15 protein-coding genes and 1 rRNA gene are annotated in these 17,871 nt (G+C 70.2%); 11 read left to right on the top strand and 5 right to left on the bottom strand.

The genetic code is table 11. The features are described 5' to 3' along the window. The 4 genes from rrf to L2C96_RS21775 form a co-directional block, all read left to right on the top strand. Window positions 1–100 (top strand): 5S ribosomal RNA (gene rrf / locus L2C96_RS21760); the annotation flags it as partial. A gap of 88 nt (window positions 101–188) precedes the next feature. Continuing rightward, complete coding sequence (locus L2C96_RS21765) at window positions 189–932, top strand: type 1 glutamine amidotransferase (protein WP_237337534.1); 744 nt, start codon at window positions 189–191, stop codon at window positions 930–932. Between the two features lie 39 nt (window positions 933–971). Then, window positions 972–3,950, top strand: coding sequence for a bifunctional [glutamine synthetase] adenylyltransferase/[glutamine synthetase]-adenylyl-L-tyrosine phosphorylase (locus tag L2C96_RS21770; RefSeq protein WP_237337535.1), 2,979 nt, complete (start codon window positions 972–974; stop codon window positions 3,948–3,950). Between the two features lie 52 nt (window positions 3,951–4,002). Further along, on the top strand, window positions 4,003–4,428 hold the full coding sequence (locus L2C96_RS21775) for an acyl-CoA thioesterase (RefSeq protein WP_237337536.1): 426 nt from the start codon (window positions 4,003–4,005) through the stop codon (window positions 4,426–4,428). An 84-nt stretch (window positions 4,429–4,512) separates the two neighbouring features. Here L2C96_RS21775 and glnA read toward each other — a convergent pair whose 3' ends face one another. Next, window positions 4,513–5,937: a type I glutamate--ammonia ligase gene (glnA, locus tag L2C96_RS21780; protein WP_027932281.1), complete on the bottom strand. Its 1,425-nt coding sequence runs from the start codon at window positions 5,935–5,937 to the stop codon at window positions 4,513–4,515. 173 nt (window positions 5,938–6,110) lie between these two features. On the opposite strand from glnA, the gene L2C96_RS21785 reads away from it, so the two are divergent. After that, window positions 6,111–6,584, top strand: coding sequence for an RDD family protein (locus tag L2C96_RS21785; protein ID WP_084506053.1), 474 nt, complete (start codon window positions 6,111–6,113; stop codon window positions 6,582–6,584). A gap of 51 nt (window positions 6,585–6,635) precedes the next feature. On the opposite strand, the gene L2C96_RS21790 is transcribed toward L2C96_RS21785, so the two are convergent. Next, on the bottom strand, window positions 6,636–7,367 hold the full coding sequence (locus L2C96_RS21790) for a DUF4191 domain-containing protein (protein ID WP_020417587.1): 732 nt from the start codon (window positions 7,365–7,367) through the stop codon (window positions 6,636–6,638). Between the two features lie 80 nt (window positions 7,368–7,447). On the opposite strand from L2C96_RS21790, the gene L2C96_RS21795 reads away from it, so the two are divergent. From L2C96_RS21795 to L2C96_RS21815, 5 genes are all read left to right on the top strand, one after another. Next, a complete protein-coding gene (locus L2C96_RS21795) occupies window positions 7,448–9,511 on the top strand; it encodes an ATP-dependent helicase (RefSeq protein ID WP_237337625.1) in 2,064 nt (687 codons plus the stop codon). Between the two features lie 898 nt (window positions 9,512–10,409). Next, window positions 10,410–10,646: a hypothetical protein gene (locus L2C96_RS21800; protein ID WP_237337537.1), complete on the top strand. Its 237-nt coding sequence runs from the start codon at window positions 10,410–10,412 to the stop codon at window positions 10,644–10,646. Window positions 10,647–10,764: 118 nt separating this feature from the next. Continuing rightward, window positions 10,765–11,166 (top strand): WhiB family transcriptional regulator, encoded by a 402-nt coding sequence (locus L2C96_RS21805; RefSeq protein WP_020417590.1) that lies wholly within the window; start codon window positions 10,765–10,767, stop codon window positions 11,164–11,166. 77 nt (window positions 11,167–11,243) lie between these two features. Continuing rightward, window positions 11,244–11,417, top strand: a complete 174-nt coding sequence (locus L2C96_RS21810; protein WP_237337538.1) for a hypothetical protein — start codon at window positions 11,244–11,246, stop codon at window positions 11,415–11,417. A 274-nt stretch (window positions 11,418–11,691) separates the two neighbouring features. After that, window positions 11,692–12,756, top strand: a complete 1,065-nt coding sequence (locus tag L2C96_RS21815; protein ID WP_237337539.1) for a class I SAM-dependent methyltransferase — start codon at window positions 11,692–11,694, stop codon at window positions 12,754–12,756. A 183-nt stretch (window positions 12,757–12,939) separates the two neighbouring features. Here L2C96_RS21815 and L2C96_RS21825 read toward each other — a convergent pair whose 3' ends face one another. The 3 genes from L2C96_RS21825 to L2C96_RS21835 form a co-directional block, all read right to left on the bottom strand. Further along, window positions 12,940–13,881, bottom strand: coding sequence for a hypothetical protein (locus L2C96_RS21825; protein WP_237337540.1), 942 nt, complete (start codon window positions 13,879–13,881; stop codon window positions 12,940–12,942). Window positions 13,882–14,353: 472 nt separating this feature from the next. After that, window positions 14,354–15,700: an ABC1 kinase family protein gene (locus tag L2C96_RS21830; protein ID WP_237337626.1), complete on the bottom strand. Its 1,347-nt coding sequence runs from the start codon at window positions 15,698–15,700 to the stop codon at window positions 14,354–14,356. Continuing rightward, window positions 15,697–16,809 (bottom strand): ThiF family adenylyltransferase, encoded by a 1,113-nt coding sequence (locus L2C96_RS21835; RefSeq protein ID WP_237337541.1) that lies wholly within the window; start codon window positions 16,807–16,809, stop codon window positions 15,697–15,699. Before L2C96_RS21835 ends, L2C96_RS21830 begins: the two co-directional genes overlap by 4 nt. 166 nt (window positions 16,810–16,975) lie before the next feature. Between L2C96_RS21835 and L2C96_RS21840 the strand changes: the two genes are divergently transcribed. Continuing rightward, on the top strand, window positions 16,976–17,545 hold the full coding sequence (locus tag L2C96_RS21840) for a M48 metallopeptidase family protein (RefSeq protein ID WP_027935799.1): 570 nt from the start codon (window positions 16,976–16,978) through the stop codon (window positions 17,543–17,545). The last annotated feature ends 326 nt before the right edge of the window (window positions 17,546–17,871 follow it).

Genomic DNA, 17,871 nt, shown 5'->3' on the forward strand with positions numbered 1-17,871 from the left:
CAGGGAAACGCCCGGTCCCATTCCGAACCCGGAAGCTAAGCCTGCCAGCGCCGATGGTACTGCACCCCCGCGGGTGTGGGAGAGTAGGACACCGCCGAACACAACTTCACAAATAAGCCCAGGGGCTCGGTCGAGAACAGTACGTTCTCCCGAGCCCCTGGGCGTTTTTGTGCCCTTATCCTGGACGCATGACGCGCCTCCTGGTCCTGCAGCCCGACCCGTCCGATCCGATCGGGCCCCTCGGCGACTGGCTCACCGCCGCCGGCGCGGAACTCGACCTCCGGCGTCTGCCCGAGGACCCGCTCCCCGGCACGCTCGACGGTTACCAGGGCCTCGTTTGCCTCGGCGGCGGCATGAACGCCGAAGACGACACCAAGCACCCCTGGCTCGCCGACGTCCGGGCGCTCCTCGCGACCGCGGCCCGCACGAATCTGCCGACGCTCGCGATCTGCCTCGGCGCTCAGCTTCTCGCGGTCGCCACCGGTGGGCGCGTCCAGCCAGGCGATTCCGGTCCCGAGGTCGGGGCGGCTCTCGTCGCCAAGAAGGACGCGGCCTGGACCGATCCGCTGTTCGCCGACCTCCCGCTCATGCAGGACGTCATGCACTTCCACGAGGACGTCATCACCCAGCTGCCCCACGGCGCCGTCCTGCTCGCATCCGCTCCCAAGTACCCCAACCAGGCCTTCCGGCTGCACCGCAGCGCCTACGGCATCCAGTTCCACATCGAGACCACCACCCAGGTCGTCCAGGCCTGGGCCGACGAGGCGCCCCAGATGGCGGCGACCCGCCAGGCGAGCGCGTTCGACACCGAAACCCTGGATCGCAACCACGCCGACATCGCCGAGACCTGGCAGCCCTTTGCCACCAGGTTCGTCCGGCTGGCTGAAGGTGCCGTCGAGAGCGCCCCACCGGCGTCCCTTCCGCTCACTTGATCGACAACGACCGGCCCGACACGGTTACGGTGGACCCTGATGGCAGAGCAGTCACGAGGGGCTGGATCCCCTGCGCGCTACGGCTTCACCGACGACCGCGCCGAGGAGCACCTCCGCGCCGCCGGCTGGTGGACCGACACCGGGCCCGCCCCGGACGCGCTGGACATCCTCGTCGCCCTGTCCCGCAGCGCCGATCCCGACCTGGCGCTGCGCAGCCTCGACCGCATCCGGGAGACCGACGAGCAGGGCTGGCCCGCGCTGACCGCCGCCCTGCGCGACAACCCCACGCTGCGCGGCCGGCTGGTCGGCGTCCTCGGCACGTCGAGCGCGCTCGGTGACTTCCTCGTCGGCCACCCCGGCGAGTGGACGCGTCTCGCCGCCGACAAGTGCACCGACGCCGACTGCTACGCCGACACCATGCTCGACGCCGTCCGCGAGGACGGTGAGATCCGCACGGGCGCCCCGGCGGAGAACGCCCTGCGCACCGCCTACCGCGGTCTGCTCCTCGAGATCGCCGGCACCGACCTCGGCCACCTCGTCGAGGGCAAGCTCGACCGGCCCCGCTACGCGGAAGTCGCCCAGCAGCTCACACTCCTCGCCGAAGCGGCGCTCATCACCGGTCTCGAGATCGCGCAGGCCGAGCAGGCGCCCAAGGGACTCGGTGACACCCGCCTGGCGGTCATCGCCATGGGCAAGTGCGGCGGCCGCGAACTCAACTACGTCAGCGACGTCGACGTCATCTTCGTCGGCGAAGGCGACCTGCAGCTCGCCACCCGTCTGGCCAGCACGATGATGCGGATCGTCGGCAAGGCGTGCTTCGAGGTCGACGCGGCTCTCCGCCCCGAGGGCAAGCAGGGCGCCCTCGTCCGCACGCTCGACGGCCACACCGCCTACTACGCGAAGTGGGCACGCACCTGGGAGTTCCAGGCCCTCCTCAAGGCACGCCCGGTGGCCGGCGACGCCGAACTCGGCAACCAGTACGCCGAGATGGTCACCTCCATGGTGTGGTCGGCTGCCGAGCGGGAGAACTTCGTCGCCGACGTCCAGCAGATGCGCAGGCGGGTCGAGGGGCACGTGCCGTCCGAGCTGGCCGAGCGTGAGCTGAAGCTCGGCCGCGGAGGCCTGCGGGACGTCGAGTTCGCGGTCCAGCTGCTCCAGCTCGTCCACGGCCGGGCCGATCCGAGCCTGCGGTCGCCGTCGACCGTCGAGGCACTGACGGCGCTCGGCTCGGGCGGTTACGTCGGCCGCAGCGACGCGGCGGAGCTGGAGATGTCGTACGAGTTCCTGCGGACGGTCGAGCACCGGCTGCAGCTGCGCCGCCTGCGCCGCACCCACCTGTTCCCGGACTTCAACGACTCGGACGAGCTGCGCGTGCTCGGCCGGGCGATCGGTATCCGTCCCGAGATGGCCCGCGGCGAGGGCGAGATCCTGCTCGTCGAGTTCCGCCGCCACAACCAGCGGATCCGTCGTCTGCACGAGAAGCTGTTCTACCGCCCGCTGCTGCAGTCCGTGGCCAGCGTGTCCACTGAGGACCTCCGCCTCACCACGAAACAAGCCGCGCAACGTCTCGCGGCTCTCGGTTACGCGGCGCCCGACGGCGCGCTGCAGCACATCCGCGCACTCACCTCCGGCGTTTCACGCCGGGCCGCCATCCAGAAGGCGCTGCTCCCCGTCCTGCTCGATCTGCTCGCCGACACCCCGGACCCGGACGGCGGGCTGCTCGCGTACCGGAAGGTGTCCGAGGCGCTGGAGGACACCCCGTGGTACCTGCGGGTGCTGCGAGACGAGGGCGCGGTCGTCGAACGGCTGGCGTCCCTGCTCGGCACCTCGAAGCTGGTACCGGACCTGCTGGTGCGCGCCCCCGAGGTCCTGCAACTGCTCGGCGACCCCGCCCGGCTGACCGGACGGACGCCCGCCGAGGTGGCGAAGTCGCTGCGGGCGACCGTGCGCCGACAGCCCGGGCTCAACGCGGCGGTCGCGGCGGCCCGGTCGTTGCGGCGCCACGAGATCCTGCGCGTCGCCGCGGCCGACCTGCTCGGCCTGCTGGACGTGCGCGAGGTGTGCGAGGCGCTGTCCTCGGTGTGGGTCGCCGTGCTGCAGAGCGCGCTGTCCGCGGCGATCCGCAAGCGCTGCGCCGAACTGGGTGGCGAGGCGGCGAAGATCGCCGTGATCGGCATGGGCCGGCTGGGTGGCGCCGAGCTGGGCTACGGCTCGGACGCCGACGTCCTCTTCGTTTGCGAGCCCGCCGAGGGCGTGTCCGACGGCGACGCTGTGCGCTACGCGTCCTCGGTCGCCGAGACGGTGCGGAAGATGCTGGGCGCCCCGAGCGCGGACCCGCCCCTGCAGGTCGACGCCGACCTGCGGCCGGAGGGTCGTGGCGGTCCGCTGGTGCGCACGCTCGACTCGTACCGGGCGTACTACGCGCGCTGGGGCGAGGTCTGGGAGACGCAGGCGCTGCTGCGCGCCCGGTTCGTCGCCGGTGACGCGGAACTGGGGGAGCGGTTCGTCGAGATGATCGACCCGATCCGTTACCCGGACGGCGGGCTGGACGCGTCGCGCGCCCGCGAGGTGCGGCGGATGAAGGCGCGGGTGGACACCGAGCGGATGCCGCGCGGAGCCGATCCGACCCTGCACACCAAGCTGGGCCGGGGCGGGCTGGCCGACGTCGAGTGGACGGTGCAGCTCTTCCAGTTGCGGCACGCGTTCGAGGTCCCGGACCTGCGGACCACCTCGACACCGCGAGCGCTGGCCGCGCTGGCCGAGGCGGGCCTGGCCGAACCGGAGGACACCGCCTCCCTCACCGAGGCCTGGCTGCTCGCGACCCGGGTGCGCAACGCGGCGATGCTGGTCCGCGGCAAGGCCGTCGACCAGGTGCCGAGCTCGGGCCGCGACCTGGCCGCGGTCGCGCGCATCCTCGGGCAGAGCGCCGACGACGACCCGGGCGAGTTCCTCGACTCCTACCGCCGCACCACGCGGCGGGCGCACGCCGTCGTCGAGAGGCTCTTCTACGAGGCCTGACGTGGCGAACGTCCCAGCCCGCCGCAGCTTGGTCCCGCTTTACAGTGGAACCGTGACTGAGCGCGAACCGTTCCGGGTGGAGATCAAGGTCAGGCACTACGAGCTGGACACGCTCGGCCACCTCAACCACGCCGTGTACCACTCGTACGGCGAGGTCGCCCGCACCGAAGCGTTCGAGCAGGCCGGGGGCGCGGCGCTGCGCGAGCAGAACCTGGCGCCGGTGCTGCTCGAGTCGCACATCGTCTTCCGCAGGGAGATCCGCGCGGGTGAGACCGTGCACGTGGGCTGCGAGGCCAAGTTCGGCACCGGCAAGACGTTCCAGATGATCAACAACATCCACAAGGCGGACGGCACCCTGTCCGCCGAGATCACCTGCACGCTCGGGCTGATGGACCTGGGGCGCCGCAAGCTGGTCGAGGACCCGCGCGGCCACTGCGAACGCGCCGGCCTGGACATATCGGTCCTCACCGCCGAATAACCCCGCCCAAAAAGAACGCCGACGGCGAGGGCGTTTTCCGCTCCTCGCCGCCGGCGCGCTCAGGGTGTTTCTACCCGGTACGAATCACACGTCGTAGTACAGCGCGAACTCGTACGGGTGCGGACGCAGCCGCAGCGGGTCGATCTCGGTCTCGCGCTTCAGCGAGATCCACGTCTCGATGACGTCGGGGGTGAACACGCCGCCCTCGGTGAGGAAGTCGTGGTCGGCCTCGAGGTTGTTCAGCACCTCGTCGAGGGTCGCCGGGACCTGCTTGACGTCCTTGGCCTCCTCCGGCGGAAGCTCGTACAGGTCCTTGTCGATCGGCTCCGGCGGCTCGATCTTGTTCTTGATGCCGTCCAGGCCGGCCATCATCATCGCGGCGAACGCGAGGTACGGGTTGCCGGACGAGTCCGGGCACCGGAACTCGATGCGCTTGGCCTTGGCGTTGGAACCGGTGATCGGAATCCGGACGCAGGCCGAGCGGTTGCGCTGCGAGTACACCAGGCTGACCGGCGCCTCGAAGCCCGGAACCAGGCGGTGGTAGGAGTTCACCGTCGGGTTGGTGAAGGCCAGCAGCGACGGGGCGTGGGCCAGGATGCCGCCGATGTAGTGGCGAGCCATGTCCGACAGGCCGGCGTAACCGGACTCGTCGTAGAACAGCGGCTGGCCGTCCTTCCACAGCGACTGGTGGCAGTGCATGCCCGAACCGTTGTCACCGAACAGCGGCTTCGGCATGAACGTCGCGGTCTTGCCGGCGTTCCACGCGGTGTTCTTCACGATGTACTTGAACAGCTGCAGGTCGTCCGCAGCGTGCAGCAGCGTGTTGAACTTGTAGTTGATCTCGGCCTGGCCGGCGGTGCCCACCTCGTGGTGCGCACGCTCGAGCGTGAAGCCGGAGTTGATCAGCTTCTGGCTGATCTCGTCACGCAGGTCGGCGAAGTGGTCGACCGGCGGAACGGGGAAGTAGCCGCCCTTGAAGCGGGTCTTGTAACCGCGGTTGCCGCCCTCTTCGTCGCGGCCGGTGTTCCACCAGCCCTCGACCGAGTCGATCTCGTGGAAGGAGCCGTTCTCCCGCGAGTCGAAGCGCACCGAGTCGAACACGTAGAACTCGGCCTCGGGGCCGAAGAACACGGTGTCGGCGACGCCGGATTCGGCGATGTACTGCTCGGCCTTGCGCGCGATGTTGCGCGGGTCGCGGCTGTACGCCTCGCGGGTGAACGGGTCGTGCACGAAGAAGTTGATGGAGAGGGTCTTCTCCTTGCGGAACGGGTCGATCCGCGCGGTCTCCGGGTCCGGCAGCAGCAGCATGTCGGACTCGTGGATCGACTGGAAGCCGCGCACCGAGGAGCCGTCGAAGGCCAGGCCCTCTTCGAACGCGTCCGCGTCGAACGCCTTCGCAGGGACGGTGAAGTGCTGCATCACACCCGGCAGATCACAGAACCTGACGTCAACGAACTGCACGTCCTCATCTGCGATGAGACGCTGGATATCGTCTGGAGTAGTGGACACCCTCTGTAACTCCTTCATACGCATTGCCGGGGGCAGTACTCTCTTCGGCTCACGCTAAGAGCGCGGTGTTGCCCGACCGTCACCCGTATGTTTCGCGGAGGTTAACGGGCTGGGCGATACCCCCCAGCAGACCAGGGCGGACGTGGCGCACGCCACCGGCCTACCCTGGTCGGGTGGCGAGATGGACCGGTGAGTGGTTGTCCGCACCTCGGCTCGGCGCCGAGGAGCCCCCGCGCTGGCGAGGGGAACGCCTCGGCCTCCCCGAGCAGGGGGTCGGCGCCGTGGCCGGCGGCGGCGCGCGCCTGCTCGGCCTGGTCGTCGACCTGGTCGCCGCGTCCCTGCTGACCTCCCTCTTCGTGCGCCCCGACCTGCAGGACACCGCCGCGATGCAGTCCTACAACCTGTGGGCGGTCGCCGTGTGGGCGATCATCACGATCATCCCGGTCTCGTTCTTCGGGTTCACCCCGGGCATGTTCGTGACCGGCATCCGTGTCGCCCGCCTGGACGGCGCGGGGATGGTCGGGGTGCCCAGGGCGATCGTCCGCGCGGTGCTCACCTTCGTGATCATCCCGGCCGCGATCCGCAACGCCGACGGCCGCAGCTGGCTCGACCGCCTCACCGGGACCGTCGTCATCCGGATGCGCTGACAAAGAGAGAAGGCCCCGACCTGCGTGGTCAGGGCCTTCGTCGTTTCCGGGTCAGCGGCGCTTGATGACGCGCTGCACGCTGCGCATCTTCGCGCCCTGTGGCATCGGGCCCTTCGGCATTGCCGCGCCACCGCGGTTGCCGAGCGCGGCGAGCTTCGCCTCCAGCGCGTCGACCTGCGCCGGGCGGAGGTTGCGCGGCAGCTTCATCATGTGGCTCGACAGGCGGCGCAGCGGGACCTGGCCCTCCTCGTTGCCGACCACGACCTCGTAGATCGGGGTGTCGCCGACCAGGCGGGCCACGCGCTTCTTCTCCTGCGAGAGCAGGTTGCGCACGCGGTGCGGGGCGCCCTCACCGACCAGCACGACACCCGGGCCGCCGAGCACGCGGTGCACGGCGTCGAGCTGCGTGGTCGCGGCGACCGTCTGGGTGACCTTCCAGCGGCCGCGCAGGTTGTCCAGCGCCCAGCCCGCGGCTCCGGGCTGGCCCTCGGCCTTCGCGAACACCGTGCGCTGCACCCGGCGGCCGAAGATGATCACCGCGGCGAGCACGCCGAGGACGATGCCCAGCGGCAACAGGACCCACAGCATGTCGAGCAGCAGCCCGACCACTACGAAGACGCCGGCCACGACCAGGAACGCGCCGAGCATCCACGGGAGGAGCGCCTTGTCCTCCCGGCGCTGCATCTTGAACGCTTCCCAAATCTGACCGCGCCGGGCCTTGCTCGCGGCGCGCCGTTCCCGCTTGGCCTGCTTGGCAGCCTCTTTGTCCTGCTTTCCCGCCATATGAACCAGGATACGGCCGGGCAGGGCGACGCGATCCTGTCGGTCCCCTCTGCGAGGATGCCGGGGTGGCTAGCGCACCTGTGACCAAGTCCCCGACGGGCCTGTTGGACGGGCTGGACCCCGAGCAGCGTGCCGCCGCGGCAGCCCCGCGCGGGCCGGTCTGCGTCCTGGCCGGCGCGGGCACCGGCAAGACGCGCACCATCACCCACCGCATCGCGCACCTGATCGCGTCCGGGCACGTTTCCGCAGGTCAGGTGCTCGCGGTCACGTTCACCGCACGCGCGGCGGGGGAGATGCGGACGAGGCTGCGCGCGCTGGGCGTCGACGGCGCCCAGGCGCTGACGTTCCACGCGGCGGCGCGGCGGCAGCTGCGGTACTTCTGGCCGCGCGTGGTGGGCGACCGGATGTGGGACCTGCTCGACGGCAAGCTGCGGCTGGTCGCCCAGGCGGCGCAGCGCTCGCGGGTCAGCACCGACACGGAGATCCTGCGGGACATCGCGAGCGAGATCGAGTGGGCGAAGGCGTCGCTGATCAGCCCGGAGGACTACCCGGCGCAGGCCGCGCGGCTGCAGCGGGACACGCCGATGCAGGCCGCGCAGGTGGCCGAGGTGTACCGCAAGTACGAAGAGGTCAAGAACGCGGCGCGGATGCTCGACTTCGACGACCTCCTGCTGCACACGACGGCCGCGCTGGAGGACAACGCGGACGTCGCGCGCGAGTTCCGCGACCGGTACCGGTGCTTCGTCGTCGACGAGTACCAGGACGTCACCCCGTTGCAGCAGCGGCTGCTGGACGCGTGGCTCGGCGGGCGTGACGACATCACCGTGGTCGGGGACGCGAACCAGACCATCTACTCGTTCGGCGGGGCGTCGCCGCGGCCGCTGCTGGACTTCACGCGGCGGTTCCCGGAGGCGACGGTGGTGCGGCTGGAGCGGGACTACCGGTCCACGCCGCAGGTGGTCGAGCTGGCGAACAAGGTGATCGGCGCCGCGCGGGGGCGGCCGGCGGGGTCGCGGCTCAAGCTGATCGGGCAGCGCCCGGACGGCCCGGAGCCGCGGTTCGCGGAGTTCGACGACGAGCCGACGGAGGCGGGCGCGGTCGCCGGGCGGGTGCGGCAGCTGCTGGACGCGGGTTTGCCTGCGAGCGAGATCGCGATCCTGTACCGGGTCAACGCGCAGTCGGAGGTGTACGAGCAGGCGCTGACGGACCTGGAGATCCCGTACCTGGTGCGTGGCGGTGAGCGGTTCTTCGAGCGGCGGGAGATCCGGCAGGCGATGGTCTCGCTCCGGACGGCCGCGGCGGATCCGCCCGCGGGTGATCTGGTGACCGCGGTCCGTTCGGTGCTGGCTCGCGTCGGCCTGACGGAGCAGCCGCCGTCGGGCGGGGCGGCGAAGGAGCGGTGGGACGCGCTGCTGGCGCTGGTGGAGCTGGCCGAGGAGCTGGCGGCGTCGGTGGAGGGCGCGTCGATGGGCCGGTACGTCGCGGAGCTGGAGCAGCGCGCGGCGGCGCAGCACCCGCCGACGGTCGAGGGGGTGACGCTGGCGTCGTTGCACGCGGCGAAGGGCCTGGAGTGGGACGCGGTGTTCCTGGTGGGGCTCGCCGAGGGCACGATGCCGATCCAGCGCGCCGACGGCGACGAGGCGGCGATCGAGGAGGAGCGCAGGCTCTTTTATGTCGGGGTGACGCGGGCGCGGGAGCACCTGTGGTTGTCGTGGTCGCTGTCGCGCCACCCCGGCGGGCGAAGGCACCGCCGCCGCAGCCGGTTCCTGTACGGCCTGATCCCGGAGGAACACCCGACGGCGCGGGTGCCCCGCCGCGCGGCGACCACGAGGACGAAGCCGAGCTGCCGCATGTGCGGCGAGCAGCTGGCGAACACGCTGGAGGTGAAGCTGGGACGCTGCGCCCGCTGCCCGAGCGACCTCGACGAGGGCTTGCTGACGCGGCTGAAGGAGTGGCGAGCCGAGCGAGCGCGCGAGCTGAAGGTGCCGCCGTTCGTCGTCTTCACGGACGCCACGCTGGTCGCGATAGCCGAACAACGCCCCGACGACCAGCGCGGCCTGGTCGCGATCTCCGGCATCGGCCCGACAAAGGTGCAACGCTTCGGCGACGAGGTCCTGTCCCTCCTCCGCGGCGAGCACGCCTGATCGGTTGTCCCGGTGGGGGACCGCTTCTGGTCGGTTGTGCGGCGGCGTTGCCGCTCCTGCCGAACGCGCTCGCCAAGGCGCGACTCCTGCCCCTCGCCTACCGAGACGGCTCCGTATGACACTTGCGTGTCGGGCGGCGGTTGCATGCCGGGCGGGAGTTGCGTGTCGGGCGGGAGTTGCGTGTCGGGCGGGAGTTGCGTGTCGGGCGGCGGTTGCGTGTCGGGCGGGAGTTGCGTGTCGGGCGGCGGTTGCATGCCGGGCGGCGGTTGCGTGCCGGGCGGCGGTTGCGTGCCGGGCGGCGGTTGCATGCCGGGGCGGCCGGTCGTGCTCGGTTGCGCGGCGGGCGACCCGTGCCGGTCTGGCCGAATCCACAGCGGTCACGGGCCGCCACCAGCCCTGTTGATCGCCTCAGCGATCGGCCCGTTAGGGACGTCTAGACCACCGGGGTAGCGGATTTCGCTGTTCCGGCCGGTTCCTGGCGGAGCGTGCCGGTTCGTCGCGTCGCCTGGGTTCGCCGGGCAACTGTGGCCTGCCGTTCCGCCGGGCGGCCGTGAGCTCGGTCAGCAGCCTGTGCCGCGCAAACACCTCGCGCGCTCGCCCCGAACTGGCTAACCTGGCTCTCCGGAACGATCGCACTGGGTGGTGCTCTCGTCACAGTGATCATCGGTGGTGGTGAGGGCAGACAGGGGCAGGACCGCTTGACCGCGTCGAAGGGCCGCTTCGCGCGGCGGAACCGCTGCTCAGGGACGATCTTCGTCGTCCGGGAAAGTTCTGCGAAAAATGAGTTGCCCCACCTCGGGCAGGGGCAATAGCCTGCATGAGCGGGTGAAGAGCGCCCGCGAAGCGAACGCCCGTCGCCCGCCGGCGATGAGCGAAGGACGAGAGGAGGTGCTGGGACGTGAACATTTCGACGACGGTCACGCAGCCTGGCATCGCTCTGCCCTTCGCCCGTTCGGCGATGGCTTGCGCGAACGGCTGGGGCGTCGGCACTGCCGATGTCGCTCTGCCGATCCTCGCCCGGCTGCGTGACCGCTTCGACGGGACCCGTGTGTCCGCCGTCAAGCCGGCGTACGTCCCGACCGACAAGCAGACCCGACTCCACGTTCCGCTGGCTCCACCGGAGCTCAGACTCTGACCCCCAGTCAGGGAGACAGGCTCACGAGGGCCGCGGAACCGAGTTTCGGATCCGCGGCCCTCGTGTTTTTGTACCACCTCACAACCGAAGAACCGTTACTACACAAAGGAGAACGGGAATGTCATCGGCAATCGCCTTCGCGTCAGAGAAGGCGTTACCCGACGAACTCGCCCTTTCGGGATCCGGAATCGGTGAGCTTTTCGATGCCGTGGCCTCGCCGGATGCCGACCTGCCCTGCAGGTCCGGCGACGCCGATCTGTGGTTCGCGGAGTCACCGGCGGATCTGGAGCTGGCCAAGAGCCGGTGCGCCGAATGTCCGATCCGGAGTGCGTGCCTGTCCGGCGCGCTCGCCCGGCGGGAGCCCTGGGGGGTCTGGGGAGGCGAGATCTTCGAGCGCGGTGCCGTGGTCGCGCGCAAGCGGCCGCGGGGACGTCCTCGTAAGAACCCGGTGGAAACGCCCGTCGCGGAGAAGCGCATCGAGCGCCGCAACCGCACTGACCAGCAGAGTGCAGCCGCATGAGTACTGAAGCCCCCTTCGTTCCCGTGTCGTGGACGAAGCATCCGAGCACGCCGCGCCCCCGCGCCGGGGTCGCGCCCATGACCAAGGAGATCACCCGAATGTTGCTCAACGAAGAACTGGCGAGAGCACGAATACAGGACCTGCACGACGACGTCCGCCCGCGATCGGCGCGCACCAACGCGCGCGCCGCCCGCCGGTGGGACCGGGTGGCCCGCTGGGCTTCCCGCCGCGCAGGCCGGTATCGCGCCTAGCCGATCATCGACACCGCTCCAAGCGGTTCGTCACGCCCATCGGCTCCTTGGCCCGGTGGTGTTTCGAGGAAGGCTCTCGAACACCACCGGGCCTGACGCCGTTGGGCATCCATCTCAATGACCGCCCAGCGGTGGCTGGAGCTTCGCCGCATCCAGCCACCACTGCGGCGGTGCTCCATGCCGCGTCGATGTGCCTCGAAACGCACCAACCATCCGGCAGGCGGCCGATCTGAAACGGCGGCGAGCGACGGTACGCCGGTGTTGAATGACCGGTATGGCCGCACACACGCACGATCACATCGACTGGGCCGAGCGGATCCCGGCGTTGCGCCGTGCCGACGAGCTTCATGCAGCAACCCACGCGGGAATCGCCGCCGGCCTGGTCGATCGCGTCGGCCCGCAGCCGGTGATCGTCGACGTAGGTAGTGGCGCTGGCGGGATGAGTGCGGCCTTTGCCGTGGAGTTGGCCCACCGCGGCGGCGGCACCCTCGTTCTCGTCGACGCCGTTCCCGAGCTGCTCGAGGTGGCCGAGGCCACCGCCAGCGCGGCCATCGAGCGGGCGAATGCGAAACACCCTGGTCGGGTGGACCTGGAGAGCCCTGCAGCCGGTACGCAACGCGAGCCCTCAGCTGCACAGCAACAGGTCGAACTCGAGCAAGCGCAAGCCGAGCTGGCGGGGAGTGCCGTGGCTGCGACTGTGGGTCGCGCCCACCCCGGACCCGAGGCTGTTTCCAACGCCGCGTTCGCCGGGCATGTCTCGATCGAGAGCATCCGAGCGGACGTCGCGTCGGTGGACCTCGCTCAGCTCCTCCAGCCTGCGGACCTGGTCTGGGCCGCCTCGATGGTGCATCACCTCCCTGATCAGCAAGCCGGAATCGCCGGCCTGGTCACTGCTCTCAAGCCGGGCGGAACGCTCGCCCTGGCTGAGGGGAGCCCGCCCACCTACTGTCTGCCCTGGGATCTGGGCATCGGCGAACCGGGTTTGGAACGCCGTCTGCTGGCAGCCCGCGACCATTCGTTCGGAGAAATGCGTGCCGGAATGCCGGGCTCGGTCCGGATGCCCTACGGCTGGTACACCGCCCTCCGGAAAGCGGGATTGGAGCAAGTCGGCTCTTTCAGTCGTCTTGTCGACCTGCCTGCCCCTCCCAGCGAGGTCGTTCGCAATTACGTGATCGAACACATCGCCTGGCTCGCCTCGGACGCCGACGAGCTGGTGACGCAGGAAGATCGGGACGTCCTGCGCCGTCTCCTGGATCCAGCGGATCCCGAGTACCTGGGCAACCGCGAGGACATCTACGTGCTCGGAACGCAGACAGTCCACTTCGGATCCCGCCGATGACTGAGCCGGTTTCCTGTTCCCGCTGCGGCACTCGACGGAAGCCCGACGAGGACCCGCTGGAAACACTGGCGTGGGTCAGCGACCGTGAGGGCGGTGCTCTGCGCTGGCTGTGTCCCCGATGTGCTCGTGAGCACGTCCGTGACATCGAGGGGAAGCTTCCACCCGAATACTGGTGACTGCTCGTCATACCGCCACCTCCTTCAGCGCCTGGACCCTCGGCCGCCTGCGGCGAGCTGCCGCGGCGAACGCGCTCGTGAGTTCCCGCGCGACTGCCATCGCGTCACCGCGCAGACGGCTGGGGGTGGTGTGGACCAGCATCACCCCGGCACCGGTGAGCGGCAGGTGGCTCGTTGCCGGACGCTCCGGGCAGGTGGCGGCGGGATCGAGGACCCAGCCCAAGGCGACTTCGTCCCACCAGGCGTCGACCACGCCGAGCCGGCGTCCGGCCGAGTCGCAGATGGTCACGTTCCAGATCGGCGGCGGTACTGGGACACCGCCCAGCAGTTCCCGTGCCACACCCTGCTGATAGGTGTCGCGGAGAGAACCCAGACTGCGCAGGGTTTGGCGGACCGCGGATGTTCCGCGTTGGTTGCCTGCGTCGACCTCGTCACGCAACTGTTCGGCACTGCAGAGCCCGTAGTAGACCGGCAGCGTGAGCAGGCGCCTGAGCCTGTCCGGATCGGTCTCGTGCCTGGCGAGATCAACGGTGGCGCGGGCGGGCGGAGCGAACGGCAGCCCGTCCACGATGACCGGCTCGGGGAGGCGGGACGTGCGGTCGAGCCAGGTGAATTCGTGCGAGGCGATCCGGCGTCCGATCGGGATCAGGACGTGGACGCGCCGGGACGGTGACAGCGGAATGCCCTGAGCCTGCAACGCATCCGTGCCGCTGATCACCGCGTCCGGACCGGCGTGGTAGATCGCCGCGCGGAGTTGTTGATCCCGGCTGGGTTCTCGGTTGCTCAACAGGATCACGCCTGGCAGGAGCCTGCGCCACGGGCCCCCCGGACGGCACCGGGACGAGATGACGTGCTGGCTCAGGCCCGCTCGGCGCAGGCGCAGGCTGGTGGTGACGTCTTCACCCGGCGCCGACTCACACGCTGGTGTTGCGCTGATGGTTTCGGTCATGGGATCAGCGTCGCGCTGGAAATGAGGCAGGGGAAGACGTTGCGGGGAACTGTGGACAACTCGGTGGTGCGACTGGTCATCTCATGCAGTTATCGAAGAAATTGTGGATAACTGGCGCTCCTGACGGCCCACGGAACCCACGTCGGCAGAAGTTTGCGGCATGGTGGGTGTTGCGGCGGGACAAGCAGGACAGGGGACAGGCTGCGCGGAAGCTCGGTCCGCGTGGCGACGGAAACTGCCCCCTGGCACGTACACGATGACGAGGAGGTGGCAGCCGACATAGCGATGTTCGGGCCGAATTAGCGCGCATACCTTGCGCGAGGCACAAAATTGGCAAGAGAGGGCGCGTGTTGTGAGGAAAACACGAGGGCTCAGCGCAATGGCCGGGGCGCAGATGTCTGCAACGTCAGGGGCCCGCGCGAGAGCGCCGTACCCCTGACGTCCGGACGAGGAACGAAAGAGGAGGTGAGGCTCAGTCGGCGAAGCCGGGCTGCCAGCGTTCCACGATCCCTCGGGCTGGGATCTCCGCGTCGAGCTGGCACAGGATTCCCGTCGACCCTGCTGTGACGCGGTGAATCAGCAGGTACTCCGGCGGGAGGTTCAGTGACCGGCCGGTGCGGAAATCGCGGCCACGGGTGTCGCCGACCCGCATCGCCTGGCGTTGCATCCAGCGGCGCGTGAAGTGGAAGCGCTCGTTGGCGAGCGGCTCGGTGAACGGGGCCAGGTAGGCGAGAACGTCGTCGGCGCTGAGGTCCGTGCCAGGCCGGATGAAGCCGGCGGAACGCAGCAACTCCATGAGTTCGGTGGAGCGGTGATCGAGGGCAAGACGGGTCATCTCGCCCAACTGGCGAGGGATGCCGTGCGGTAGGCGGGCCACTGCGCCGAAGTCGATCACGGCGAGACGGCCGTCGTCCAGCAACATGAAGTTGCCCGGATGCGGGTCGGAATGCAACAGCTTCGTCCGGGCCGGTGACGAGAAGTGGAACTCGGCCAGGAGCGCGCCGACGTGGTTGCGGGTTTCCGCGTCCGCGCCGGCGATGATCTTGGCGAGAGGGGTGCCGGTTACCCACTCCGTCACGAGCACCTTCGGCGCGCTCGCGACCACCTTCGGCACCAGCACCTTGTCGTCGCCGTCGAAGGCCTTCGCGAACTCGCGCTGGCTGTCGGCTTCGCCGCGGTAGTCAAGCTCCTCGTCCATCCGCGCGGACAGTTCGGCAAGCAGCGGCTTGACCTCGGTGCCCGGCAGGAGCGCCTGGAAGAGCCTGCTGAACCGCTGCAGCTGCCGCAGGTCGCTGCGCAGCGCCTCGTCGGCGCCGGGGTACTGGACCTTGACCGCCACCTCGCGACCGTCGTGCCACACCCCCCGGTGCACCTGACCGATGCTGGCCGACGCGGTGGGGGCGTCGTCGAACTCCCGGAACCGCGTCTCCCACGACCGGCCCAGTTGCTCGGCCAGGACACGCCGGGTCTGGCGGGCCGGCATCGGCGGCGCGGCGGCCTGGAGGCGGGTCAGCGCGTCCCGGTATGGGGCGGCGAGCTCGTCGGGCACGGCCGCCTCGAAGACGCTCAAGGTCTGGCCGAACTTCATCGCGCCGCCCTTGAGCGTGCCGAGCACCTCGAACAGCTGCTCGGCAGCCTTCGCCGACAGGTTCGCGTTGACTTCTTCCGCGCTCTGACCGGTCAGCCGACGTCCCCAGCCGCCGACCGCCCGCCCCGCGATTCCGAGCGGCAGGCTCGCGAGCTTCGCGGCGCGGGCGGCGGTGCGGCGGGGAATCCCGGGATCGGCACGGTCGTCGGTCTCTTCGGGAAAGTCGGTCACTCCTGCGATTGTGCCTTGTCGACCATGTCTTCCGCAGCCATCGGCGCTTGCGCGTTGCTGACCAGCGGTTCCGGGCGTGCCCCGCAGGTGCAGGCCGGGTTCGGCGGCCACGGGCGGTGGTAGACCGTGCAGTCGTAGGGGTCGATTTCCATCGTCGTGTTCCAGCCGGGCGGAACCCCGTCGGCCGGTCCGAGAGCCCGGAGCACCTGACCGGTCGCCAGGGCGGCGGTCGCCTGCACCGTAGTCAGGTCGGCCTGCTGGCTGCGGCCGGCGAGCTGCCCCGCGACCGTGGGCCAGCGGTCGTCCATCGAGCGGCGGATGAGGTCCGCGCACGCCAGGCAGCTGCTCCGCCCGGGTTCGACGAGCGGCCCCACGATCCCGATGCCTTCCCGCACGCGCACCGCCAAGTGCGGCACCCGCTCGTGCATCAGCTGCCGGACCAGTTCGGGCGCGGGGACGATGGCGTCGGCGAGCACGGCGAGTTCCGGAAGCCGCCCGTCGCGCAGACGGCGGGTCACGGTCGCGGGGTTTGCCCGCCGTACGGCATCGGCCGCCGCGGCGGAGCGGGACCGGCCGATGTCGGCGTCGGTGTAGCCGCTGCCGGTGTCGTGCTCGGTGACGTTGCCCGCGGCCTCGACGCACACCTGCCCCACTCCCGCGGTTGCGAGCAGCACCGCGATAGCCACCGTCAGCCGCCCCGAGCCGAAGAGCACGACGGCGCTATGGCGGCGCCGGGCGACGGTCTCGCTGTGGCGGTGCCCGGTCGACAGGGACCACAGGCCGGCCTCGCTGGCGGCGCGGTTGTAGGCGGACGGCGGCCACGCTTCCTCGACGAGTCCGAGCCGGGTCAGGTTCGCGACGATGTCGCGGAGGATTTCGACGTGTTCGCTCTTGGCGAGCGCGAGCAGGCTCTCCAGCCGGAGGCTGCCGTCGAGCCGGTGCAGAGCGTCCACCAGGTCGGGCGGCAGGTCCTTGGCCACCATGGCGTGCCTGGGGTCGAGGCCGAACTGGACCTCGCCCGGACCGCGGTCGAAGACCTCGAGGCCCGGCCGCAGCCAGGGACGTTCGGGCAGGAAGACCGTGTGCTGACTTGTGCTTGTGTCCGTCATGGAGCACAGAGTGACGGAAGGTGGCTAAGAATCCGCTAACCAAGATCGCGAGTTATCCACAGGTGGGCCATGATGTGGATAACTCGGGCCTTCTCGAAGTCGGCTCTCCCGAGTTGTCGGCCCCTGGCTTTACCGTGGACGGGTGGCGAACGCACGGGTGCCCTCTTTGAGGAACCGGGACAACACCGGGCAGTCATCGAACCCGCAGCTCAAGGTCGAAGTACGGCGTAGTGCACGAAGAAGGCGGACGGTCAGCGCGTACCGGGACGGCGACACCCTCGTGGTGCTCATCCCGGCGAGCATGAGCCGAGCCGAGGAAAAACACTGGGTGGCCGAGATGGAGCGCAAGCTCCAGCGCACGGAGACCAAGCGGGCGTCTCCGGCGCGTGAATCGGATGCCGCACTGCTCGCGCGGTGCGCGCAGCTGTCAGCGCGATACCTCGACCGGCAGGCGTTGCCGGCGAGCGTCCGCTGGGTCCCGCCGATGCGCACCAGGTGGGCTTCATGCACGCCGGCGGACCGGACGATCCGAGTGAGTGACAGGTTGCAGAACGTGCCCGCGTGGGTGCTGGATTACGTGCTGGTGCACGAGCTGGCGCACCTGCGGGTGGCGGCGCACAACGCCGAGTTCTGGGAGCTGGTCCGGCGCTACCCGAAGACCGAGCGGGCGATCGGCTACCTCGAGGGCCTGTCCGCGGCGGCCGGCTGGGGGATCAGCGAGCTGGACGAGGACTGAGGAACGCCGCTCGGGGCCCCGCGACTTCGGCGGGGCCCCCGAGCCGGCGAGGGAGGTTGGCACGACGGCCTGGTCCCGTCGCGAGCGGTGCCGGGGTGTGGCGTCGAGCTGGGCTCGCGGCGATGGCGGTCTCCACGGTCGGGGGCGCCCACGGTCGTGTGGGGTTGGAGCTTGCGAGGCGCAGGGTGGGGAGGACCGGGCGCGAGCAGGACCGTGAGCGTCGCGGCGGTGGGGGCGTCCGCCGTGGTGGGGTTGGAGCTTGCGAGGCGCAGGGTGGGGAGGACCGGGCGCGAGCAGGACCGTGAGCGTCGCGGCGGTGGGGGCGA

The organism is Amycolatopsis tucumanensis (assembly GCF_021654135.1).
Classification (GTDB): Bacteria; Actinomycetota; Actinomycetes; order Mycobacteriales; family Pseudonocardiaceae; genus Amycolatopsis_E; species Amycolatopsis_E tucumanensis.

Bases quoted from the DNA above. Each gene is read 5' to 3' on its own strand.
- L2C96_RS21765 (WP_237337534.1), top strand. From the start codon at position 189: ATGACGCGCCTCCTGGTCCTGCAGCCCGACCCGTCCGATCCGATCGGG.
- L2C96_RS21770 (WP_237337535.1), top strand. From the start codon at position 972: ATGGCAGAGCAGTCACGAGGGGCTGGATCCCCTGCGCGCTACGGCTTC.
- L2C96_RS21790 (WP_020417587.1), bottom strand. From the start codon at position 7,367: ATGGCGGGAAAGCAGGACAAAGAGGCTGCCAAGCAGGCCAAGCGGGAA.
- L2C96_RS21805 (WP_020417590.1), top strand. From the start codon at position 10,765: ATGTCATCGGCAATCGCCTTCGCGTCAGAGAAGGCGTTACCCGACGAA.
- L2C96_RS21810 (WP_237337538.1), top strand. From the start codon at position 11,244: ATGACCAAGGAGATCACCCGAATGTTGCTCAACGAAGAACTGGCGAGA.
- L2C96_RS21815 (WP_237337539.1), top strand. From the start codon at position 11,692: ATGGCCGCACACACGCACGATCACATCGACTGGGCCGAGCGGATCCCG.
- L2C96_RS21825 (WP_237337540.1), bottom strand. From the start codon at position 13,881: ATGACCGAAACCATCAGCGCAACACCAGCGTGTGAGTCGGCGCCGGGT.
- L2C96_RS21835 (WP_237337541.1), bottom strand. From the start codon at position 16,809: ATGACGGACACAAGCACAAGTCAGCACACGGTCTTCCTGCCCGAACGT.